We start from the raw sequence: 21,890 nt of genomic DNA, 5'->3' as shown, positions 1-21,890 counted from the left end.
AGTGTGAGTGTAGATTATGATAATTAAGATAATATGTAAAAATATACAATTAAATTACTTTTATTTAATATAAATAGAATATATTGTAATATGAATCTAGCTTATCTTAGGATTATTCTGAGAAAGCAGATAATATTTTTGAGTGTTGTCTACACATCCGGGGCTATGTCCTGTGCTCTTATACTTTGTTAGAGTAAAGCAGACAGTTAGAGATTACATAAGGTAACAAGCTTTATGCAAACATTTGATATAGGAGCAACTCACTTGAAAGGTGGGATAGCTACTTATTTGTGCTGTTGCGTTACTGATAAGGGCAGTAAACAATAATCAATAACTTAATTGGGAGGTTTTCAATTGAAAAAGTTTACTTTTAAAGTTCTTGCCTTGGGAACGGTAATGTTGTTCTCGCTCAGTTCATCTATCCATGCATGGAGTTATTCAAATTATAACAACGGTAGTTATGTTCCAAAGTCAGGTCAAGGTTTTCTTAGTTTAGTCTCGAGTGGTGGGAATACAAGATTAAATACTTCCATTTACTTCACTTTGGATTCAACAAATGTTACGAATATCCTCGATTATAACAATGGTGGTGATAATCCGGGGAATACATGTGATAATGCGAACGCTTATTTAACAATTGATCAGACAGCTATACCAGACTCATGGGATTTAGAAATCGATGGGGATGAAGTTCGAACGAATCTCCCCAATCCTAAAATAGATATTGAAGATAATAATTTTTTTGGTGAAGATGATGAAACGGAAGTAACTGTACTGGGTACCGTCGAGTCAGGAAAAACCTATTACATGGAGTCTTTATGGAATGACTACAGAGATGGTGATAGCGGTGACAGTGGTAAGGTGAACGCTCAGTTTGCCATAAGTAAAAAAGGAGTTAGCGACTATAACAATTGTGTGCAATCAAGTGTAGTTCAACATGTGCATACCTATGGTGACAATTTGGGAGGATTTTCATTACCTGGGGAACCAACCTTGCTTGAAGAGTTTCCATCAGAACAATCATTGGCTACTGAATTACAATCATATGAATCTGGATATCCAGATTTTATTAGTGAGTACAAGGCTGTTGAGTCAGGTCAAATAAGTATATCATCGTACAGGGAAGCAAAAAGAGTGTTGCTAGATTCTATTGTGAATCCACAATCTCTTTTGAAAGATGCTGGAGATTCCGAAAAAATTGCAGTGACTATAACATTTGAGAAACCTATCACATTTTCAGAACTTGAAGGTTTCACAAAAAAGCATAATGTAGAAGTTGAACAAGTTCAGGCTCGAGCTATTGATCAAAACAATGATCGTATTACAATCGCAACAGATTCAATTAAGGAAATCACATTGGATAACAGCAAAGTAACCTTTTCGGGATATACTGATTTGAAAGGCTATGTCTCTAAAGATCAAATCTCTAACCTGACTAAGGATACAACAGCTTACATCATAGATCCTAGTGGAGACAAAAGTATTACTGGGCAAGAGGAGGATATTTTTGCGCAGCCATTGACTTGGTTAATTGAAGATGCCTCGAAAAAATAAGAACTAATTAGAGGTAAGGAAAAGTTGGCATATTAATTGCCAACTTTTTTTTCACAATATACCTTGTGTTACAAGGTATATTGTGATACATTTTTTTGTGTAAGGAAGGTGTTCTAATGGAAATTAGAAAAGAGTGGTTAAAGGGTTATATTGATTTCATTCTACTTAGCTTGCTTTCTCAAAATGACTTATATGGGTACGAAATGAGTAAAGCAATTAAGAAAACTAGCCAGGATTTATTCGAGTTAAAGGAAGGGACGCTATATCCAGCTTTAAAAAGAATGGAGCAGAAAGGATGGATCGAAGGGTATTGGAGTGAATCGGAGGGAGCTGCACGGCGAAAGTACTATAAAATTACAATTACGGGCCAAGTCGAATTTAATCACAGCCAGAAAGAATGGATTGTTCTCAAAGCGATATTGGAAATGTTTTTGGAGGCGAACCAACATGAAAAAAATTGAGACGTTTCTGGATAACTTATACCGGGATAGTGGGTTGAGTAAACAAGAATTGCATGAAATGAGAGAAGAAATGCGAACCCATCTTGTGGATTATATCCAAGACGGAAGAGCGAAAGGTTTAAGTGAAGAACAAGCAACAATAGACGCATTCGAACAATTTGGTGGAAATCAGGATATATTTTATGATAATCCAGAAATAAAATCGAAACGACGCAAATGGAATGTATATTGGAAAATTTCACTTTTTTGTTTTGGTTTTGTTATATTGTTGCTACTTACTATTTGGGGAGGCCAACAGTTTTATGCAAATGAACGAGCTTCCTTTTACAATGCGTTATGGGCTGAACTATATCGTTCTGAAACTCCAGATGTGGCAAAAATAAAATCCATTGCCGAAAATGAAATTGAACGCGGATACATTAAGGATACTGTAATTACAGAGAAAGGAGGTTCAAAATCAAATCGAATTTTTAAAACAATAGACCATGAAGGATTTCCTCAATATGATAATTGGTTGATTCATACAAAAGTGGAGTTAAAGTATACTGCACATCCGAACTCGACTAATGTTTACGAAATCCAATTTTCGCATAATGTCGTTAGATATTCCATGGTAGTGATTATAAGTTTGCTTATGAGTTCCTTCTCGATCTTCTTTTTTATAATGGGATGGATGAGATATAGGAAAAAAAGATGATTATTAATCAAAATCTGGAATATGAATTGTTTCATTGGCAGGCCACGAAGGGATAATGAGAAACGATAGCACCAGAAAGAAATGATATCAACGGCAGCCGGATATTCTGGCTGCTGTTTTTAAATAAAGGATGGCTCCAGAGAGCATGGGGATACAAAAATAGGGTTTGGTCTTTATGAAAAACACCGTGTTTCTGAACATGATGATAGTTCACCGTTGCTGTGCAAGTAACCAATGAAGGCAATTCGATGGAAATGGCACTGTTGTGTGTGTTGCTTCAGATGGAAGAATAGCTCTTGCCCAACTAAGAATAAACCATAATAAAAAAGTCTTGTTACCCCCATAAGGAGACAACAAGACTCTTGGCATCGTTTCAGATGTCGTTATCCAAACACCTTTGGCTGAAGATGTAGAGCGACTTGCTCCGTCTGCCGGATCATGTCCGGTGAGAAGGTGCAAGGCAGTCTGCTGCCAACGAGCAGCACGGCGCCAGGCACGCTTCCTTCCTGGAACACAGGTACCGCTATGGCACATACCAGCCGCTCAGCGAGCATTAACGGGCAACGACCGGGTGTATGCTTCCCGGTGGATTGTGCATCAGATCGAGCTGTGCGTCCAGTCCGAAGGGCTGTGCCTACCAGATCTTGTCCGGGGCGCATTTCCATGCGTCTCACCCGTTCATTACTAGCCCCAGAGGTATACTTCCAGCGTAGCATCGTCCCGTTCAGACAGGCAAGTCCACAGAAGTCGCTGGATGTGTTCAGGCGCAGGCCGTCGATCATCTCCTGAATGCCAGATGGCAGTTCATCATGCATGAGAGGACACTTCCTTTTTCGAAATTATAACGTACGTAACCTGTAATTATTATCATTAACCTTTGAACAGGATCATCTTAAAGTAAGGGTATTACAATGTTAATTCTATTGTAGACCCTTTCTCGTACGTTGTAATTCAGGGAAAACCCCTATTTCCGTTCTATAATCTACTGAACTTGGGCAGTGGAGGACTCCTGAGTCAGGTGCACCAAGGGATTGAAGAAATGCGAAGGATGAGGCATATCGGTGAAATGTGACTTTTCTCACAGCAAACTCAGGGAGTTTCTCGTTAAGGATCAGGTAATCCCCCGATAACCCTCGCGCTACTTTCGCGGTATGATGGATACATAAGGAATCACCGAGGGGGACGAAGGTATGGGTACAGTATTTGTAGAAAGAACAACCCAGAGAGCAGAGCAGAAACAAACGGAGGCGGGCAAAATGACACGAGAAACAGGCGGAATCCTTTCGTTCGTTACATCTGAGCAATGGGGCCTGATTGAAGCAAAAATGCAGCCCAAACGGGTGAAGTCGGGGTATAGTCTCTTTCTCGAAGGCGATGAAGCCGGATATCTGTACTACATTCGTTCGGGACGAGTGAAAATGACCAAGTCGACGGAGGATGGCAAGGAAATTATTTTATCCATTCAGCAAAGCGGCGATCTCATCGGTGAATTCGGCGGCATCGGCGGATTGAATCATAGCTACAGTGCAGAGATGGCGGAAAAAGGGGAACTGGCCATTATCTCGCTTAGCGATCTGGAAAGTATACTCAGCAAACATGGCGACCTTGCCTTGAAATTCTTGCAATGGATGGCACTGTCGCAGCGGATCACCCAGTCGAGATTCCGTGATTTGCTGCTCTATGGCAAGGCGGGTGCGCTCGCTTCGACACTGATCCGTGCCAGCAATTCGTATGGTAGGGTTACACCGGATGGTATTGTGCTGGACATGAAGCTGAACCATACCGATCTTGCCGAGATGATTGGAGCGACCCGGGAGAGCGTAACGCGGATGCTGGGGGCATGGAAGGAACAAGGTACGCTGGATATGATGGACGGCAAACTGATGATTCGTGACCTGGCAGCCCTGCGTTGTATGTGTGGATGTCCTACATTCCCGAGCTGTCCGGTAGAGCTGTGCCGACTGTAAAATAACTTGTTCCGGTGTTCCGAGTTGAGGGAAGCACAACGGTTGCATTCCCGAGGAACAAATTTGATTTGGATTCCAAATGAGGCTTCAAGGCTTCACCTCCATTGGCGATTGGGGTCGTTACGGAGTAAAAGAAAAAAAGCTGGCGTCCCATATATGGGAGTCAGCTTTTTGTGTTTCTTTGAAATTGTTCATGTGCATATTCCGTTGCAAGAATCGAATAGAGCACCGAATCATGAAAGGAACCTTTGTAGAACCAGTGCTCCCGCAGCAGACCTTCACACTGCATGCCAATCTTCTTCATGACATTCTCCGAAGCTGTGTTGTGCGGACGACATTTGGCGTAAATCCGGTGAATGCCCAGTTTGTTGAAACCGAAGCCTAGTAGAGCACTGGCTGCTTCGGCGGCATACCCTTTTCCTTGATAGGTGGGATTAAGGACGTAACCGATCTCTGCATTGGTTTTCTCCATCACGTGAATACCTACTCCGCCAAGGAGAGTTCCATCACTTTTCAAACATATTGCAAGTTCAAAGCCCTCTCTTGGATGTGCCTGCTGTGTGTCCAACACAAACTTCACGTATGCTCGTGTATCTTCTTCGGTATTCGGCCCCCACGCTGTATGCTGTGTAACTTCCGGCATGGATGTGTAGCTATGTATACTTTTCCAGTCTGTCTCCAGAATATCCCTGATGATCAGTCTGTCGGTCTCCAGTTGCATCATTGTTCACTCCTTCACGTTTGAGTAACTTTACTGTACATTGTACAACAAAAATAGCCCATAACAGATTCAACGAATGAATCGGTCATGAGCCATAATGTAGATCTATGATGTATGTGGAATGCTATTGTGGTTGTTTACATTGAACTGCGGGATAAGTATAAGCCAGCTTGCGGATAATTTCCTTTTGCCATCTCGTATCACCCAGGTTGGTTGCCAGGTTCAGAAGATCCAAATAATCGTCAAGCTGCAGATCAGCCTTTTGCAGAGTTGTATTCATTCGATGTTTGTTCCCCTTTATCTATAAAATCGTAAAATCATATGCAGTAGAAAGTTACAAAGAGACAAGTTCAAGAATGATAATCATTATCATGTTTGTATATTCATTATGCAATGAACGCTGGCAAAATGCAATCCCAAGTCCGCCTCGAATTTAGCTTTTTTCTGAAAATAGGCTCATCCACAACACATAGGGGATATATACACCCAGATAAGCAGCCGGATACAGGAACCAGCCATTCAGCAAGAAATGGTGGATCTCGGTGGTGAATGTGGTCATATGAGCATTCGTTGCATACACATCACCAGCGATGACAGTTGCCGCACTGTAGAAACAGAGTAGCGCAAGAATATGAAATACTCGGGTAACCATTCGGGAACGAAGAGCAACATAAGCCATAATCAGCGGAACAATCAACAAGAGCAACAAAAATATTAACTTCATCATCGTTTTACTCCTTCGGTAAATGGAATTCTAATGATAATCAGTATGGGCCAATAGACTCAACTTCTAAACTTTTTCATAAACTTTACAAAAAGAAAGAGGAATTCAGCATATGAACAATTAAATTAAAGGAGGATAACCCATTATCAGGTAATTTGGAGGAGGAGAAAGGGAATATGAAGAAGGCGTTATGGCAGCACTGGATCGGGGCATTCCTGGTCTTTATCATGATGGCAACCGCACTGCTGGGGCCGGGTTCGCAAAGTCCGGTACAAGCTGCAGCACCACTTACGGTATCTCAGGCCATCGCTGCCCAGAGCGGTGGAGGCACAGCAACGGTTGAAGGAATCATTGTTGGACATGCTACCGGGTCGCTTACCGCGAAGTTTACATCTCCGTATGCCAATGATTTTAATGTTCTGATTGCGGATTCAGCGTCAGAGCGAACCAACGCCAGATTATTGGATGTACAGATTCCCGCATCTTTTCGTTCGCAATATGGACTGGCTTCCAATCCGAGTCTTGTAGGCAAAAAGATCATCGTAACCGGAACCCTCGGTGCCTACAACAGCTATGCAGGAGTCAAAAACCCAACGTCCATCACACTTTCCTCCGGAACAACCAATCCTGATCCAGAACCGAACCCGGGTACAACACTGCCGGACGGTACCGGCAAGAAAGTATTGTTCGATAATACCCACGCCCAGACAGCGGGTGCTGCCGACTGGATTATTGACGGGGCATTTTCGGATTTTGCCAATGGTTTGCGAAACGCAGGCTTTGCCGTGGATCAGCTGGAACGCAGCATCCCGTATACATTCGGTGAGCAAGCCATCACTTATAATAAATTGAAAGATTACCACGTCTTTGTCATCGGCGAAGCCAACGTGCCGTTCAAAGCGACTGAGCAGGCTGCGCTGGTGCAGTACGTGCAGAACGGAGGAAGTATCTTCTTCATCTCCGACCATTATAATGCAGACCGCAACAAAAACCGCTGGGATTCTTCCGAAGTATTCAACGGTTATCGCCGCGGTGCCTTCCTGAATCCGGCCAAAGGCATGTCTTCGGCTGAAGCCGAATCACCAGCGATGCAGAGTGTGACAAGTTCAGATTGGCTCGCGACGAACTTTGGTGTCCGTTTCCGCTACAATGCCCTTGGAGATGTTAATGCATCGGATATCGTTGCACCTGCTCAATCCTTTGGCATTACGGCCGGTGTTAATTCTGTAGCCATGCATGCGGGATCGACCATTGCGATTATAGACCCGAACAAGGCCAAAGGCTTGGTGTATGTACCAAGTGGTGTGTCCAAGTGGGGCAATGCCGTGGATCAGGGCGTATACAATGGTGGTGGACGAGCTGAAGGAGCCTATGCTGCCATTGCAAAGGTTGGTGCAGGCAAAGCCGCATTTATCGGCGACTCTTCACCTGTAGAAGACGCGACTCCGAAATATTTGCGTGAAGAGACCGGTGCTACCAAGAAGACCTACGATGGATTCAAAGAAGTGGATGATGCAACGTTCCTTGTGAATACTGTGAAATGGCTCGCGGTCAAAGAGAGCTACACGAGTCTGGCACAAGTGTCAGGACTGACATTGGATACGGCAACAAGCCTCCTTCCTATCGAAGCTCCGGCCGCATCAACCGAGCCGCAACTTGAGCCATGGGCTGCACCTGCGACGGGATACAAATGGTATGATCCGACTACATTTAAGACAGGTTCATACGGCAAAGCGCAATAAGTGAAATAGGCAAACATCAAATCATTATGCGAATAGGGTCTGACCGTGAAATTTCGATTCGCGGACAGGCTCTTTTTTTGCTTGTTATATCAGTTACAATGAAGCTCGTGATTAGCTCCTACAGCCCCGCCATTGCATAAATATGTGCTCCAGAGGGGAAGGTATGGGTACTAATGATGCGGCGTGAAGCCCAACCCAACCAAGGAGGCGGCGAATGATGAACCGGCAAGCAGACTGTGACAGTTCTTCAATGAGGCAGAAACTCAAGGCAGACCTCCATCGTGTAGCAGAACGTATGAATCTGACGTTATCCCGATTTGACAATGACAGTGCCTGTCTGCTGGGGCAATTTGCAGAGATTCGAGCGGAGATCAAGCAGATCGAGGTGCTCGCCTCTTCGTTTTATCTGGATTGTTATCTGTCACCCTTTACCGAGAAGTTTGCCGAATTAACATCGAGCGTACAGCATCTATCGGACCGGAGATATGGGGCGTTGATTGTGATTGAACGGGAGATTCCGTTGGAGTCGATCATTCACTCAGGGGTGACTGTGGATGCACGAGTGACGCATGCGTTGCTGGAATCACTGTTTATTCCCGGTGCACCTCTGCATGATGGGGCTGTTCTGATTCGTGGTAATCAGATTGTATCCGCTGGTAATGTGCTGCCGTTGTCGCAAGCGGAAGTGCATGAACGAAAAATAGGCACTCGTCGTCGGGCTGCATTGGGATTAAGTGAATTGACGGATGCGGTTGTGTTGGTTGTCTCCGAGGAGACAGGACAGGCTTCATTTGCTGTGGATGGCGATTTGCATCCAATTAATGTGGTTGAGACGCTCCCTTAAATGTGAACGATCAAGTGGCCTACTTGGGGCGATTAAGTTGATGCTGTTGAGGGAAGTGTACCTTTCTCCTGTAAGGGAGAGAGGTTTTTCTATTGATAGACGATAAAATTATAATCTGAAATTCTACAGCTTTGCTCTCGCCATATGAGAAACATCGATCGATGCTTCTCTGACATTGCGATGTGATTTTGCACAAACTGGGTATTCATGGGTACAATAGAGGATGGTCAATGAGTAGAGAACAATGCGATTGGATCGCAAAAATGGTTGGAGGAGACGGTTAGCACATGAGTTGGTTTGAAGCAATGGAGCATCACGATTATGAGGAACTGGTTCTGTGCCAGGATCGAAATTCAGGGTTAAAAGCAATTATCGCCATACACGACACAACACTCGGCCCTGCGCTGGGAGGCACGCGGATGTGGACTTACGCTTCAGAAGAAGCCGCCATTGAAGATGCCCTGCGCCTTGCCCGTGGTATGACATATAAGAATGCGGTATCTGGCCTGAATCTGGGCGGTGGCAAAACCGTTATCATCGGAGATCCGCGGCGTGACAAAAATGAAGCGATGTTTCGGGCGTTTGGACGATATATTCAAGGATTGAACGGACGTTATATCACAGCCGAAGATGTAGGAACAACGGAAGAGGACATGAACCTGATCTATCAGGAAACCGATTATGTGACAGGTATCTCCGCGAGTTATGGTTCATCCGGTAACCCATCGCCTGCAACGGCTTGGGGTGTATATCGGGGGATCAAGGCAGCAGCCAAAGAAGCATTTGGTACCGATCTGCTGGAGGGTAAAACGATAGCGGTCCAAGGAGTCGGCAATGTGGCGATGCATCTGTGCGAATATCTGTATGAGGAAGGTGCACATCTGATCGTTACGGATATCCATAAGGACTCGGTGAAACAGGCTGTGGACCGATTCGGCGCAACAGCAGTTGATCCCGCAGACATCACGAGTGTGGAATGTGATATCTATGCACCATGTGCACTGGGCGGTACGATTAATGACGATACGCTCAGAACGCTCAAGGCAAAGGTTGTAGCGGGCTGTGCCAATAATCAGCTGTTGGAGACCCGTCATGGGGATCAATTATATGATATGGGCATCGTATATGCGCCTGACTATGTTATCAATGCAGGTGGTGTAATTAACATTGCGGATGAGTTGAACGGTTATAACGCGGATCGGGCGTGGAGCAAGATCGGAGAGATCTATTCCAATCTGGAGAAAATATTCGAAAGCTCACGTACCGAGGGCATCGCAACCTATGTTGCTGCAGATCGTCTGGCTGAGCGACGGATTGAACAGATGAAGAATACGCGCAGTACATTCTTGCAGAATGGTCATCACGCATTGAGTTCCCGGAGATTGCGCAAGTAAACGTAATAGATTCATAAAAAAACTTAAAACGGTCTGTTAGATAACGGCAACATCCATTCCAAAGATGGATAGTCGATCTGACAGGCCATTTTTTTATGTTGCTATCAGAATTAAAAAAAGAAAAACAGTGGCAATATCTCCCTAATCGATCAATTTTACTATGGATTTTTCCGATAATGTATGTACATCGTGCAGATGCAGATGGTTCAGGGAAGTGGGGAGAAGGAAATGGGGAAAAGAAAAGGTATAGGGCATAAGCTCAAAAATATGTCGCTTAAAATCAAGCTGCCTTTCATGATCAGTGTATTGGTTGTTCTGGTTCTGCTTGGTGCAACGACCACAAGTTATATGATTTCATCTGATGTTGTGGTCAAGAAAAGCAAGGATGAAATGAATGTGATGGCTGACCGCCTTGGGGAAGGGCTTTGGACAGCGATGCAGCTTCAACAACAATTGAGTCATGCGATATCCGTACATAATACCTTCAAGGAACTCTTGGAGCTGCGTAATACAACTGATATGACGGATGAAGAATTTTTATCGGATGATAACCCGTTTTTCAATAAGGCCAATACGATCTTGACCAACAGTATATCGGAAACGGAAGGAAGCAAGCCAGACCTGTTCGTATTTGACAAGGAAGGGATCATGGTGGCAGGAACCATGCCGGAAGTGATTGGTCAGTCACGGGGAGATCGGGAATATTTTAAGGAGTCCATACAGGGGAAGTCCTTCATCAGTGATGCCGTCGTCTCTAAGACTAGCAAGAAGCTAATTATTGTATTCTCGGAGCCCATCATCGATGAAGAGGGGAATAACCTGGGTGTGCTTGCTATGTCGGTGGACAGCAGCTTCTTCCTGGGGCAACTCGGAGACATTAAAATCAATGGTCAAGGCAGAGTTGAAGTACTGAGTCGGAGCGGCATCATTATGTATGATTCACTGGACCCTTCCGTTGTGGGACAAACGCTGGAAGAGGATAAGGACGCGATGGGAATTATCGAGGCCAGAGCCACCGACAAAGTGAAAGTCACTTCCATGGACCGAGAAGATACCTACTATCGTATTAATCAGATTCCGGGTGCAGATCTCTCTGTGCTCATTATTGACGATTATGACGATATCAAGCGTCCGATAGAGGATATGCAGCGCCAGATGGTTATCGTGATATTGATCGGGATTGCTCTGGCTATTGGTGTGGGATTGCTGATTTCTCGTAGTATTACAAGACCTATCATACGTCTGAGCGGTCTGTTCCAACAGCTTGCTCAAGGCAACCTGACCGTTAAGGCCAATGGCAGATATAACAGTGAATTCAAAGATCTGGCGGAGAGCTTCAATGGTATGGTGGAGCAGAACAGGAACCTTATTACCGATATGAATAGTTCGATTCATGTCCTTCAGGCCAGCACTCAGGAGTTGGAGGAGACATCCAGACAGACGGCAAGATCCATTGATGAGACATCGGCGACGTCCATGGGGATTGCAAAAGCCATGGAGGCCCAATCGGAAGATACCGAGCAGATTGCAGGCAAATTCAACAGCTTTGGCGATAAAGTGGCTGCCATGAACAGCAGTGCACAGGATGTGAAGGCAAGAGCGGATGAGATCGAATCTGTATTCCACAACGGGAATGAAGTCGTGAATGAACTGATGCGTATCAACGAGGTGAACGAACGGGAAGTGGAGAAAATCTCGGAGATTACCGTCAAACTTCAAACGAGTTCGGGCAGTATTAGTCAGATCACGGAAGCCATCAGCCAGATTGCGAAGCAGACCAATCTGCTTGCATTGAATGCTTCCATTGAAGCATCACGGGCAGGTGAGCATGGCAGAGGATTTGCAGTTGTAGCTGAGGAGATCCGCAACCTGGCAGAGCAGAGTTCCCGCCAGTCCAAGGAAATCTCCAGCATTATCGAGCAGAATCTGGCCGATGTTGCCGAGAACAACCAAAGTGTTGCCGAAATTTACACCATCTCGTCCAGACAGGATGAGCTTGTCTTGCAGACTCGTCAGGCATTTGATGTGATTCTGGAGAAGGTAACGGTCATTAATCAACAGATCGCTACGATGGCAGGACAGATGCAGGAGATGTTACAGAATAAGGATGATGTACTGGAGTCAGCCCATAGTTTGTCAGCTTCAGGAGAGCAGGTATCCGCTTCGGTTGAAGAGGTAACAGCAACCATGATGGAGCAATCTTCAACAGTACAGCAGCTGGCCAACATGGTCGATACGATTGATCAATTGACGCAAAAGCTGGCCGAATCGGCTGCGCGATTCAAGGTGGAGTAAGGGTTAATTGAATATGGTATAGAGGGAAAAAAGGATGACCAAAAAACACTCTTCGGAGTGTTTTTTGGTTTTGCAACCAGCACCCCTGTCCCCATCCAATTAATGCGTAATAAGGGCAATGTTCCGTGTGATGTGGTATAGCTTGTATCTTCAAAACGTGATGCACTTCTGGTTCAGCAGCTTCATGAATTGATCCAGCGCACTACTGACATACCGATCCTCACCGCGGACAAAGGTTGTCGTGGTATGAGTATAGCGATCTGCCAGATCAAATACGGAGAAATCATCCGGTTTCTTGTGAATAACGCTGCACGGCATAATGGTAAAAGCAATTCCTGACTCCACACAGCTAAGCAGGTTTTCCATCGTACTCACTTCGATGATATTACGTGCGGACAACCCTTCTTCCTGCAAAAATTCTTCGGTCATTTCACGATACGGACAGCCCTCGGGGAAAACGACCCATGATACTTGGCATAGACTTTCGGGTGGTGTATCCATCTGCTTGGAGATGATATGAACGGTGTCCTGCATCTCGTATTCCACCTTCAAACCTTCTTTCACACAAGCCCCGCTGATAAAAGCACCATCAATCTCATCGTCCTGTATTTTCTTGCGCAGTACTTTGGGTGAAGTTGCGTTGACGAGTGAGATGGACACCTTCGGGTAGGTTATCTGATATTCATTCAGAATCTCCATAAAACGGCTGGATGCCGCCGTTTCCACAATGCCGATTTTCAGCGTGCCAGAAGGCTCCCCGGGATCGGTCATATCCTGCTTCAGATCGTGCAAAAGATTGTGAATCTGTGTGGCGTACTGGACGAACTGTTCTCCTTTGGAGGTCAGTACAACACCTTTGGGAAAACGGTTGAACAGCTGGATTTGATATTCCTGCTCCAGTTTTTTGATGCGTGTGGTGACATTGGATTGCGCGTAATTCAGTTCTTTGGCGGCCTGTGAGATTTTGCCTGAACGCGCCACCGCGAGAACAATATCGATATCGGAAAGTTCCATGTTGTATCCTCCTGAACGTGGATTAACTTCAATTGCTTCCGCAGATGTTGATGTTAGGTATCTCTTTGAGAGATACAACTATATATTTCAATCATTTTACGATATATCAGGGTCGCCTTACAATATCCTTAAAGACGAAGAGAGTAGGGATATGACATGGATAACTTGAATACACGCTCAGTACTATTAAGCCCGGTAAAGATTCACCAGTGGCAATTAAGGAACCGAATTGTGATGGCGCCGTTGACCCGGGGATTTGCTGATGATCAGGAGGGGACCGTAACGGATGAGATGGTGGCGTATTATGAGCAGCGTGCGCGAGATGGTGTGGGACTGATCATTACCGAGGGCATTAACCCGAATCTGGCAGGCAAAGGCACCTACGGCATCCCCGGTTTATATACAGATGAACAGACGACTTCTTGGAAAAGGGTAACGGATGCTGTTCACAGACATGGCGGCACCATTATTGCTCAACTATGGCATGTCGGCAGGTTGTCCCACTCGGATCTGATCGGAACGGCTCCACTTGCACCTTCCAGCCTTGCGGCAGAGGGAAGAGTGCATAAGCTGCATAAGCCGTATCAGGTTCCCCAGGCGATGAGTACACAGGATATAGCGGATACGATTCAGCATTTTCAGACTGCTGCCCGCAATGCAGTTCTCGCGGGGTTCGACGGGATCGAGCTGCATGCTGCGCATGGGTATCTGATCGACCAGTTTATCAATGAGAAGACCAACCACAGAACAGACAAATATGGAGGAGACACTGCGGGTAGATTGCGGTTCCTGCGGGATATTATTGTGGCTGTGAAAAAAGAGATCCCTGTGGATCGCATATCGGTACGATTTTCTGAGAAAAAGGATGATGATGCATCCTATGCATGGGTAGACAAAGCTGGAATGATCGATGCATATCTGAACTTGTTCCGCGAGACGGGAATTACGATCTTGCATCCCTCAACAGACCATTATGCAAAAGCATGGGAAGGGGAGCAGTCCTTTCACGAGCGGATTCGAAGTAGGTGGGTTGGAATCATCATTGGTGTGGGGGATTTGGATGTTCAGACCGCGGAGCACGCGATTGGTAAGGGAAGTATAAATCTGGCTGCGTTCGGCAGACCGTTTATCTCTAACCCTGATCTGGTGCGTAAATTGAATGCTGGTGAGCGATTGGTCGAGTATGATGCTGCTACGCATCTGCCAGTGTTGGTGTGAAAATAAAGTGAAAAAAAAGGGCAGAATAGGCTGCCCTGAGGTTCAGATACTTTTGGAGTGATCCAGCGGTTTCATTTCGTTTCTTCTTGTTGAGCTTTTTTCGATATACCAGAGAATGATCATACACAACGCATAGAACAGACTGAAAGCCAGAATAATGATCCATACACTTTCCATGTCCATGCTTTTGATGAAAATGCCTGTCAAATATGGACTAAGTGTATAACCCAGGCAACCTACGAATAACAGCAAGCCATTAAACCGCCCCTGATGTGTATCGGGTACACGCGAAGCAATATACAGATTGATATTGGTCTGCACGAGAATCTCTCCAATGGTCCACAGCACCGTGGATAAGGCGACGATGGAAAAATGGGGGAAGTAACCGAGCAGGTTCAAGGCTCCAAATCCGATTCCATAGAAGAGTGCGCCTGTAGCTATGGAGTTTAAGGCAGTTAATTTGCGTGTAGCGGACAGGATCACGGTGGTAAGAATAATGACGCTAATGGCATTGATGGTCATGACAGAGCCGTAATATGCAGCCCCGTTCTCGCCAAACGAGTGATTCATCTGGAGTGGGAGGCTGAATGAGTATTGCATATAGATAAAATAGTTAAGAAATGACACGACGATGAAGAAGGCAACGAGTGGGTTTTTCAGCAGTAGTCTGAATAACGGCAAAGGCGGTTGGCTCGATCGTTGTTGTTCTTGTTGTCCAGCATGTTCGCTGTTTGTTGATGCCAATTCCTTGCGTGTGCCGATTTTAACTTGGTTGATGATGATAAAAGTAGATATCAGAAACACGGTACCAATACTTATAAAGACAATGTTGACGTGATCCTTGATAAAAAAACCGGCGACCAGTGGTCCGATGGCTATACCCAGATTGGCCCCCAGATACATGAGGGAAAAGGCGGACTTTCGCTCTTTCTCCTCTGTGCACAGTTGAATAATCAGTGCATTATAAGCAGGCCGGGTAATACTGATGAAGAACATGACTGCAATCAGAAGATAACCAACCGTAATGGTGCCTGACCAAAAAGAGCAGCTTATAATCATGATGGCAGACAACAGTTGCCCGATGACAATAATTGTTTTTTTGCCCATAACATCGCTTAAATAGCCGCCGAGAAGTACACCGGGTCCGCTAATCAGGGCTGCCATGGATACAAAGATCCCTGCACTGACCACATTCATGCCCATCTGTAACGTAAGCACCAAGGTAATCAGGGAGAATACAAAATCTCCCGTGCTGTTAATCGTTCTGGCTAAACAGAGATAATAGATATCGCGGCTCAGACCCGCGTAGGTTTTGAATAACGACAATAATTCCAGCCCTCCCCAAGATAACCTTCACTCCAGACCAAAAACAGTGAGGATGATCCGTACATCTTATACGGTTTCAGCAACCGTCACTTCAATCTTGAAGCGATCGTACATATCCAGCAGGGTTTGACGCAATTCCTCGAACGAATCACCCTCCACGATAGCATAGCCTGATCGGGTCATGGTATCGTTGACGTCCCCGGCGCGCTGCCCCACTTGATAGGATACATTGAACTCAACGATGCCAGGGATATCCGCATAATCCTCTATCCCGGATATGTGTTGAATTACCCCTGCGCGTGAAGGGAAGCAGATCATGCCTGTGAATTTATGGCTTGTCTCCTGTTGCTTAAATTCATATATTCCAACTTCCAGATCAGTGACGGCTTCGAAGAAATCAACGCCATGGGTGTTCTTGATACAAGGAGGCATAACATGTGATCCCCCGATTCTTGCACCAATTTCTCCAAACACCACTTCTCCTTCCGGAGTCAGAAAAAGTTCGGCATGTGTTACGGATTGATTGATACCCAAGGCAGCAATGACCCGTTCATTGAGTACTTTGATGTGATGGATAAAATCAGCTTCCGTGCCTTCAGGGAACGTAATACTGGCTGGAGGTTTCTGCTTCGTCGCAATATCCAGGCAGTTATACAGGTATTGGGAAACAGATGCAAATACAACTTTACCCTTAGACACAATGGAATCACAATGAAACTCCGTACCGTGGATGAATTCCTCCAGCAAATCCCTTTGCTGTGCTTGTCTTGTATGGTGAAGATAATGTACCAGTTCATCCATGCTGGACAATTTGAACGTATTGATACTTCCATATCCGCTGAGTGGCTTCACAATAATCGGGAAGCCGTGTACAGCAGTGAAACGAATATAGTCCTGTTCATGTAAAGCAATGGCAATTTCGGATGTCCGAATTCCGCGTTGATGCAGCATTTGTTTCATGATCCATTTGTTGCGAACAGCCTCAGCCTGATTGCGCTGCATACCGGGGATCCCGAACTCGGAACGGAGCTGACCACCGATCTCAATCGCATTCTCACCCGGCGTTAACAAAGCAGAGATGGAATGAGATTCTCGGATCTGCATCATATGCTCCCGGATGGCATCTACCGACTCCAGATGATCGACATATCTAATTTCATCAAAGAAGTCCCTGAGGACCTCATCATGATGCAAATTATGCCGTTCAATAATCAGAATTTTCTTGTGATCCGCCAATTTCTGCAAAGGTTTAACGAAGTTTAATCCAGTTGGAAGCCTGAAATCAGATATGTATACAATGGTTTTCATACGTTCTCGTATATCCCCTTTCAACAAAATACTAAAAATAGTAAAAATTCATTTCATAACATTATAGCTCAATATTTTCCACTTTGAATACACCTTTTGGTTAAAAATATGAACCAAAATACATATTTATGTTGCGTTAAAGTGTTAATTGACAATAGGAATTTTTTGGTATACGATCTTTAGCGGATTAGAAATAAAAAGGAGGAAATAGAAATAAATGGAGATCGTTAAAGAGAAATATGCCATACTGGGAACGCTGGGAGACGATGAAGGATTCCTGACTTGCAGCATGCATATCGCGAAGAAGCTAGGCAACTCGGAACGTATCCAGCCATACCCTGAATTTGAAGCGGCTGCGGAAGACTTGAGATCAGGGATCATATCCTGCTTGCTGGTCCCCGGGGCGTATCCCAAGCTCAACAGCTTCATCATGGATTCTGAACTAGCGGTGTCTGAGAGTTTTGTGGAGAAAATTCCTGCGCTGGTTCTATCCGGCTTCCATGCGGTATGTCCCGATCAGATCGATATTATCTATCATCATCCAGCAACCACATACTTGTTATCTGAACTTGATACAACCTATAGAGAGAATAGCACCGTATCGTCCAACCCTGAAGCTTGCAGGAAGGTCATGCTCAACAAGGAGAAGTCCATTGCGCTCACGAATCAGCTATGCGCTGATCATTACGGACTTGTGACCTACAAGGTGTTGCGCGAGGGAATCAACATGCCATGGGTATGTTTTACACAAAATACACAGAGGGTGAATGCAGTCATATGAAAAGAATTGCTATTATACTGGATAAAAATCTGGAACCTGGAGCCGCCGCCAATGTGGCCGCCCTGTTAATGGGACAAGCAGCCCTGAATGAGCCGGGGTTATATGCTGATCAACCTGTGCTGGATCATAGCGGCGTTCAGCATGCGGGCATCCGATATAGCACGGTCATTCTGAAGGCCGGGGAGAATCAACTGATCAATCTGGCCAAACTCTGCGCAGATGACAGCGGGGAACTGAGCCATGTTGTTTTTTCACAGACAGGTCAGTCGCTCAACAATGCCTTTGAACAATATACAATTGAGATTGCTTCGATGGAATTGGAAGCTACCAAAGTGGTAGGTGTCATTGTTTGGGGAGAAGATGATCAAGTCAGGGCAGCGACCAAAAAATTCAGTGTCATGAAATAAGGGAAAAGGGCAGAAGCTGATCTTAGAGATCACTCTGCCCTTCTTTACATATGAAAGAATCGTTATAGAGGTTGTTCAAGGTACTGAAAACCGCCCTTTTTGAACACGCACTTATAGATGTTTGCTGACAACGGCTGCTTTCTTTTCCGTAAAGTAATACACCAAAGCTAGCAGCGGCATGATTAGACCAATCAGCGTTGTGAGACTCCAGCCCCCGTTAGCATAAGACCAGCTTCCAAGGGATGAACCGATCGCACCGCCAACAAAAAAGATCGACATGAATATGCCATTCACACGTCCTCTCGCTTCATTTCCTAGCGAATAGATGATGCGTTGACCCAGCACCAGATTTCCTGAGACAGCCATATCCAATGTGATCGCTACGATCACAAGCAGGATCAATGCCAACGTGGAGTGGCTCTGGAACACATAAGCAAGACCAAACGAAGCAGCAGCGATCACCATGGCAGCACCCGTCAGAATACGTGTTAGTCCGCGATCAGCCAATCTTCCGGCAATAGGAGCGGCAATAGCACCTCCGACACCAGCCAGTGCGAACCAGGCAATGCCTTGCTGTGACATATCAAAATCGTTAGCCAGTCTGAGCGGAACCGTGGTCCAGAACAAGCTGAAGGCACCAAACAGACTGGCCTGATAGAACGCCCGGCGGCGCAGCAGCGGCATCGTTCTGAACAGTGTGCCCAAGGACACGATTAATTGCCCGTAGTTCAAGGTGGGTTCAGGCTGGCGAGCAGGAAGAGCACGTGATAGGAGCAGCATGAGAAGTGTTATGACAATGGCGGAGAATACAAAGACCGTCTGCCATCCGAAGAGGCTGGTGATAAAGCTCGCGACAGGACGAGCCAGCATGATGCCCAGCAACAGACCACTCATTACATTGCCAACAACCCGTCCGCGTTGTTCCTCGGAAGTAAGATATGTTGCATAGGGCACCAGAATTTGAGCGACCACAGAACCTATACCAATAAATAGAGAGGCAGTCAGAAATACAACAGCAGTGGGCGAGAAAGCGGCAGCAATCAGGGCAACAACCAGTACGATGAGGAAAAGCACGACCAGGCGTCGATTCTCGGTAATGTCACTGAGCGGCACGATAAACAGCAAACCAATGACATAACCAATCTGAGTCAACGTTACGATCAATCCGGCAGCGGCAGAAGACAGACCCGTTGTGATGCTGATCGGACCGATAACGGTCTGAGCATAATACAGATTTGCCACGATCAATCCACAAGCGGATGCCAGCAAAAAAATAATCCAGGTGGGCACAGGTGCCTTCTTCACTTGTTGTCTCATATCCATCATAATCATCCTCCACAGTTCTAAATTGGTATTCCCAATAAACAGGTGATATTTAAAAACGTTAATTACTAAACGGTGTGTACACTAATTACAAATATATAATAAACTAAACGTATAGTATTGTAAATAGGCTCAATATATTTAATGAGAATATTTATGAGGATGAAAAGGTGAGCGGAGGAAGGAATTGTGTGTACTCATGGCAGTTTAGTATAATGAACGTATCGTTTTTATGAATATTACTGATGACTATATATATTTAATACATCCAGGAGGGCTCAAGATGACTGCCAAAAGAGGACGTCCACGTAACATGGAAACCCAGAATGCCATTCTTACAGCATCGTATGAGTTGTTGTTGGAGCACGGATTCGGGGCGGTTACAATCGAGAAGATTGCTGAACGTGCACAGGTGAGCAAAGCCACTATCTACAAATGGTGGCCGAATAAAGGCGCTGTGATCATGGACGGATATATGTCTGCTGCAACGGCAAGATTACCAGTGCCGGATACAGGCTCGGTATTGGAGGATATACGCATACATGCGAGTAATCTGGTTCGTTTTTTGACCAGTCGTGAAGGTAAGGTGATTACACAGATTATTGGAGAAGGGCAGTCGGATGAAGGGCTTGCCGAAGAATACCGTACAAGATACATCCAACCACGTCGACGTGAAGCTCGGGGAATTCTGGAGAAGGGTGTGGAGCGCGGCGAATTAAAGAGTGGGACGGACATTGGATTATACATTGATCTGATCTATGGGCCGGTGTTCTATCGTATGTTAGTGACGGGGGAATCGATGGAGGATGCGTTTGTAGATATGATGCTCCGTTCATTGTTTGAAGGCATTCAGTCCAAGTAGATATAGGGATAGTCGCGATACAAGTGGGAGGAAGAGGGAAGAGGGCGATTCGTAGGAATCACCCTGGAAGGAGCACATGTATATTATTGTACGTGGGAGATTGTTAGACCTGGAATATAGGTGAGATGGCTGAGGGCCATGAGTCTTTAGCGTTGGAGGAAAGGGAGGATGAGTGCTGGGTTAACACCGAGGGTTCATTCCATACCGAACTGGGCAGTTCGCGGCGTAATACAGGGGCAACTTCCTTGGCAAAACGCTCCACTTGCTCCAACTGCTCGCTATGGGTCAGTCCATCTACGCTGATACTCAGCACCTGATGTCCGTAAGCGGCATGGTAGTCCAGAATTTTCTCAATGATCTGCTCCGGACTGCCGATTAACGCAGGACCTCGTGCAATGTTATCCTCCAGATCGGTGAAGGGCGACTGGTTATGCTGTGCGGCGGCGGTGGCATGGAACGCTTCATAATATGGCTTATAACGGCGAATGGCTTCTTCACCCGTATCCGCAAGATAGAGACTGCCTGCACCAGAGCCAATCACTGCTTGCTGCGGATCATGACCATAATAATCGAGGCGCTCCCGATAATGATCAATTAACGCTTTGTATTTGGCTTGCGGGTGAAAAGAATTAGACGTGAAGAGCGGCTCGCCATATTTGGCAGCGAGTTCCGTCGAGACCGTGCTCGACGCGCTACCATGCCAGATAGGGATGGATTGCTGAAGCGGCCTGGGCCACGTGGTCACTCCCTCAAGAGGAGGGCGATACGTTCCCTGCCAGGTTACATTCTCTTCAGACCAAAGCCTTTTTAGCAGATGGTAGCGTTCATCGAGTGAGTCCCATTGCTCCTCTTCGCTTATGCCAAACAGCGGATAGTGGCGAGGGTCATTGCCTTTCCCGATGATCATCTCCAGCCGTCCGCCCGATAATTGATCCAGCGTGGCATAATCCTCGGCAACCCGGACTGGATCAAGTATACTAAGAACAGTGACGGTAGTTAGTAACCGAATGCGTGTGGTTGCTGCGGCTATTGCGGTTAATACGACAGGTGGCGAGGAAGATAGAAAAGGCGCACCGTGTCGTTCACCGATTCCATAAGCATCGAATCCCAGTCGTTCAGCCAGCTTTGCTTGCTCTAATATATTGTGGAATTTCTGCTGAGTCGTCAGAGCTTCCCCGGTTACGGCATTAGGCAGATTCATCATGAGACTAAACAAGGCAAATTTCATCTGACCTTCTCCTCGAACTGAATT

At 45.7% G+C, this 21,890-nt stretch carries 21 protein-coding genes; 12 read left to right on the top strand and 9 right to left on the bottom strand.

Translation table 11 applies throughout. The features are described from left to right. Positions 1 to 354 precede the first annotated feature (354 nt). From J2Z28_RS23560 to J2Z28_RS23550, 3 genes are all read left to right on the top strand, one after another. Entirely contained in the window at positions 355 to 1,554 is a 1,200-nt protein-coding gene (locus J2Z28_RS23560; RefSeq protein WP_211084513.1) for a hypothetical protein, read from the top strand. 116 nt (positions 1,555 to 1,670) lie between these two features. Beyond that, on the top strand, positions 1,671 to 2,015 hold the full coding sequence (locus tag J2Z28_RS23555; protein ID WP_211084512.1) for a PadR family transcriptional regulator: 345 nt from the start codon (positions 1,671 to 1,673) through the stop codon (positions 2,013 to 2,015). After that, positions 2,002 to 2,712, top strand: coding sequence for a permease prefix domain 1-containing protein (locus J2Z28_RS23550; RefSeq protein ID WP_211084511.1), 711 nt, complete (start codon positions 2,002 to 2,004; stop codon positions 2,710 to 2,712). The genes J2Z28_RS23555 and J2Z28_RS23550 overlap by 14 nt, the downstream gene beginning before the upstream one ends. A 383-nt stretch (positions 2,713 to 3,095) precedes the next feature. Here the strand turns inward: J2Z28_RS23550 and J2Z28_RS23545 are convergent, their stop codons facing one another. Further along, positions 3,096 to 3,527 carry a GAF domain-containing protein gene (locus J2Z28_RS23545; RefSeq protein ID WP_211084510.1) on the bottom strand — a complete coding sequence of 144 codons (432 nt, stop codon included), beginning with the start codon at positions 3,525 to 3,527 and terminating at the stop codon, positions 3,096 to 3,098. A gap of 375 nt (positions 3,528 to 3,902) precedes the next feature. On the opposite strand from J2Z28_RS23545, the gene J2Z28_RS23540 reads away from it, so the two are divergent. Beyond that, positions 3,903 to 4,679, top strand: a complete 777-nt coding sequence (locus tag J2Z28_RS23540) for a Crp/Fnr family transcriptional regulator (RefSeq protein WP_235193905.1) — start codon at positions 3,903 to 3,905, stop codon at positions 4,677 to 4,679. A 163-nt stretch (positions 4,680 to 4,842) separates the two neighbouring features. Here the strand turns inward: J2Z28_RS23540 and J2Z28_RS23535 are convergent, their stop codons facing one another. The 3 genes from J2Z28_RS23535 to J2Z28_RS23525 form a co-directional block, all read right to left on the bottom strand. Then, the gene (locus tag J2Z28_RS23535) at positions 4,843 to 5,400 is read right to left on the bottom strand and encodes a GNAT family N-acetyltransferase (RefSeq protein ID WP_211084550.1); all 558 of its coding nucleotides are present in this window, start codon (positions 5,398 to 5,400) and stop codon (positions 4,843 to 4,845) included. 124 nt (positions 5,401 to 5,524) lie between these two features. Further along, on the bottom strand, positions 5,525 to 5,680 hold the full coding sequence (locus J2Z28_RS23530) for a hypothetical protein (protein WP_017691064.1): 156 nt from the start codon (positions 5,678 to 5,680) through the stop codon (positions 5,525 to 5,527). 153 nt (positions 5,681 to 5,833) lie between these two features. After that, positions 5,834 to 6,127 (bottom strand): hypothetical protein, encoded by a 294-nt coding sequence (locus J2Z28_RS23525; protein ID WP_211084509.1) that lies wholly within the window; start codon positions 6,125 to 6,127, stop codon positions 5,834 to 5,836. 224 nt (positions 6,128 to 6,351) lie between these two features. Here J2Z28_RS23525 and J2Z28_RS23520 point away from each other — a divergent pair, with 224 nt between their 5' ends. The 4 genes from J2Z28_RS23520 (at position 6,352) to J2Z28_RS23505 (ending at position 12,399) form a co-directional block, all read left to right on the top strand. Beyond that, positions 6,352 to 7,866, top strand: a complete 1,515-nt coding sequence (locus J2Z28_RS23520; RefSeq protein ID WP_244988489.1) for a DUF6359 domain-containing protein — start codon at positions 6,352 to 6,354, stop codon at positions 7,864 to 7,866. A 214-nt stretch (positions 7,867 to 8,080) separates the two neighbouring features. Beyond that, positions 8,081 to 8,710: a sporulation-specific diadenylate cyclase CdaS gene (cdaS, locus tag J2Z28_RS23515; protein ID WP_211084507.1), complete on the top strand. Its 630-nt coding sequence runs from the start codon at positions 8,081 to 8,083 to the stop codon at positions 8,708 to 8,710. A gap of 287 nt (positions 8,711 to 8,997) precedes the next feature. Further along, positions 8,998 to 10,104 carry a Leu/Phe/Val dehydrogenase gene (locus tag J2Z28_RS23510; protein WP_211084506.1) on the top strand — a complete coding sequence of 369 codons (1,107 nt, stop codon included), beginning with the start codon at positions 8,998 to 9,000 and terminating at the stop codon, positions 10,102 to 10,104. A 228-nt stretch (positions 10,105 to 10,332) separates the two neighbouring features. Next, positions 10,333 to 12,399, top strand: a complete 2,067-nt coding sequence (locus J2Z28_RS23505) for a methyl-accepting chemotaxis protein (protein WP_211084505.1) — start codon at positions 10,333 to 10,335, stop codon at positions 12,397 to 12,399. Between the two features lie 150 nt (positions 12,400 to 12,549). Here the strand turns inward: J2Z28_RS23505 and J2Z28_RS23500 are convergent, their stop codons facing one another. Further along, positions 12,550 to 13,413: a LysR family transcriptional regulator gene (locus tag J2Z28_RS23500; RefSeq protein WP_211084504.1), complete on the bottom strand. Its 864-nt coding sequence runs from the start codon at positions 13,411 to 13,413 to the stop codon at positions 12,550 to 12,552. Positions 13,414 to 13,569: 156 nt separating this feature from the next. On the opposite strand from J2Z28_RS23500, the gene J2Z28_RS23495 reads away from it, so the two are divergent. Next, positions 13,570 to 14,631, top strand: a complete 1,062-nt coding sequence (locus J2Z28_RS23495) for an oxidoreductase (RefSeq protein ID WP_211084503.1) — start codon at positions 13,570 to 13,572, stop codon at positions 14,629 to 14,631. Between the two features lie 42 nt (positions 14,632 to 14,673). On the opposite strand, the gene J2Z28_RS23490 is transcribed toward J2Z28_RS23495, so the two are convergent. Further along, positions 14,674 to 15,957 (bottom strand): MFS transporter, encoded by a 1,284-nt coding sequence (locus J2Z28_RS23490; RefSeq protein ID WP_211084502.1) that lies wholly within the window; start codon positions 15,955 to 15,957, stop codon positions 14,674 to 14,676. 66 nt (positions 15,958 to 16,023) lie between these two features. Further along, entirely contained in the window at positions 16,024 to 17,265 is a 1,242-nt protein-coding gene (locus J2Z28_RS23485; RefSeq protein ID WP_211084501.1) for an ATP-grasp domain-containing protein, read from the bottom strand. A gap of 217 nt (positions 17,266 to 17,482) precedes the next feature. On the opposite strand from J2Z28_RS23485, the gene J2Z28_RS23480 reads away from it, so the two are divergent. Both J2Z28_RS23480 and J2Z28_RS23475 read left to right on the top strand, forming a co-directional pair. Continuing rightward, positions 17,483 to 18,046, top strand: coding sequence for a type 2 periplasmic-binding domain-containing protein (locus J2Z28_RS23480; protein WP_211084500.1), 564 nt, complete (start codon positions 17,483 to 17,485; stop codon positions 18,044 to 18,046). Beyond that, positions 18,043 to 18,453 carry a DUF2000 family protein gene (locus tag J2Z28_RS23475; RefSeq protein WP_211084499.1) on the top strand — a complete coding sequence of 137 codons (411 nt, stop codon included), beginning with the start codon at positions 18,043 to 18,045 and terminating at the stop codon, positions 18,451 to 18,453. Before J2Z28_RS23480 ends, J2Z28_RS23475 begins: the two co-directional genes overlap by 4 nt. 111 nt (positions 18,454 to 18,564) lie before the next feature. Here the strand turns inward: J2Z28_RS23475 and J2Z28_RS23470 are convergent, their stop codons facing one another. Next, on the bottom strand, positions 18,565 to 19,779 hold the full coding sequence (locus J2Z28_RS23470) for an MFS transporter (RefSeq protein WP_211084498.1): 1,215 nt from the start codon (positions 19,777 to 19,779) through the stop codon (positions 18,565 to 18,567). Between the two features lie 280 nt (positions 19,780 to 20,059). Between J2Z28_RS23470 and J2Z28_RS23465 the strand changes: the two genes are divergently transcribed. Next, positions 20,060 to 20,638 carry a TetR/AcrR family transcriptional regulator gene (locus J2Z28_RS23465; protein WP_211084497.1) on the top strand — a complete coding sequence of 193 codons (579 nt, stop codon included), beginning with the start codon at positions 20,060 to 20,062 and terminating at the stop codon, positions 20,636 to 20,638. Positions 20,639 to 20,741: 103 nt separating this feature from the next. Here J2Z28_RS23465 and J2Z28_RS23460 read toward each other — a convergent pair whose 3' ends face one another. Continuing rightward, positions 20,742 to 21,866 carry an LLM class flavin-dependent oxidoreductase gene (locus J2Z28_RS23460; RefSeq protein ID WP_211084496.1) on the bottom strand — a complete coding sequence of 375 codons (1,125 nt, stop codon included), beginning with the start codon at positions 21,864 to 21,866 and terminating at the stop codon, positions 20,742 to 20,744. Positions 21,867 to 21,890 lie beyond the last annotated feature (24 nt).

The sequence above is a fragment of the Paenibacillus xylanexedens genome, assembly GCF_017874615.1.
In the GTDB taxonomy this organism is placed as follows: domain Bacteria; phylum Bacillota; class Bacilli; order Paenibacillales; family Paenibacillaceae; genus Paenibacillus; species Paenibacillus xylanexedens.
The sequence above is the reverse complement of the archived record's forward strand: the minus strand, read 5'-3'. Positions and strand labels throughout refer to the sequence as shown.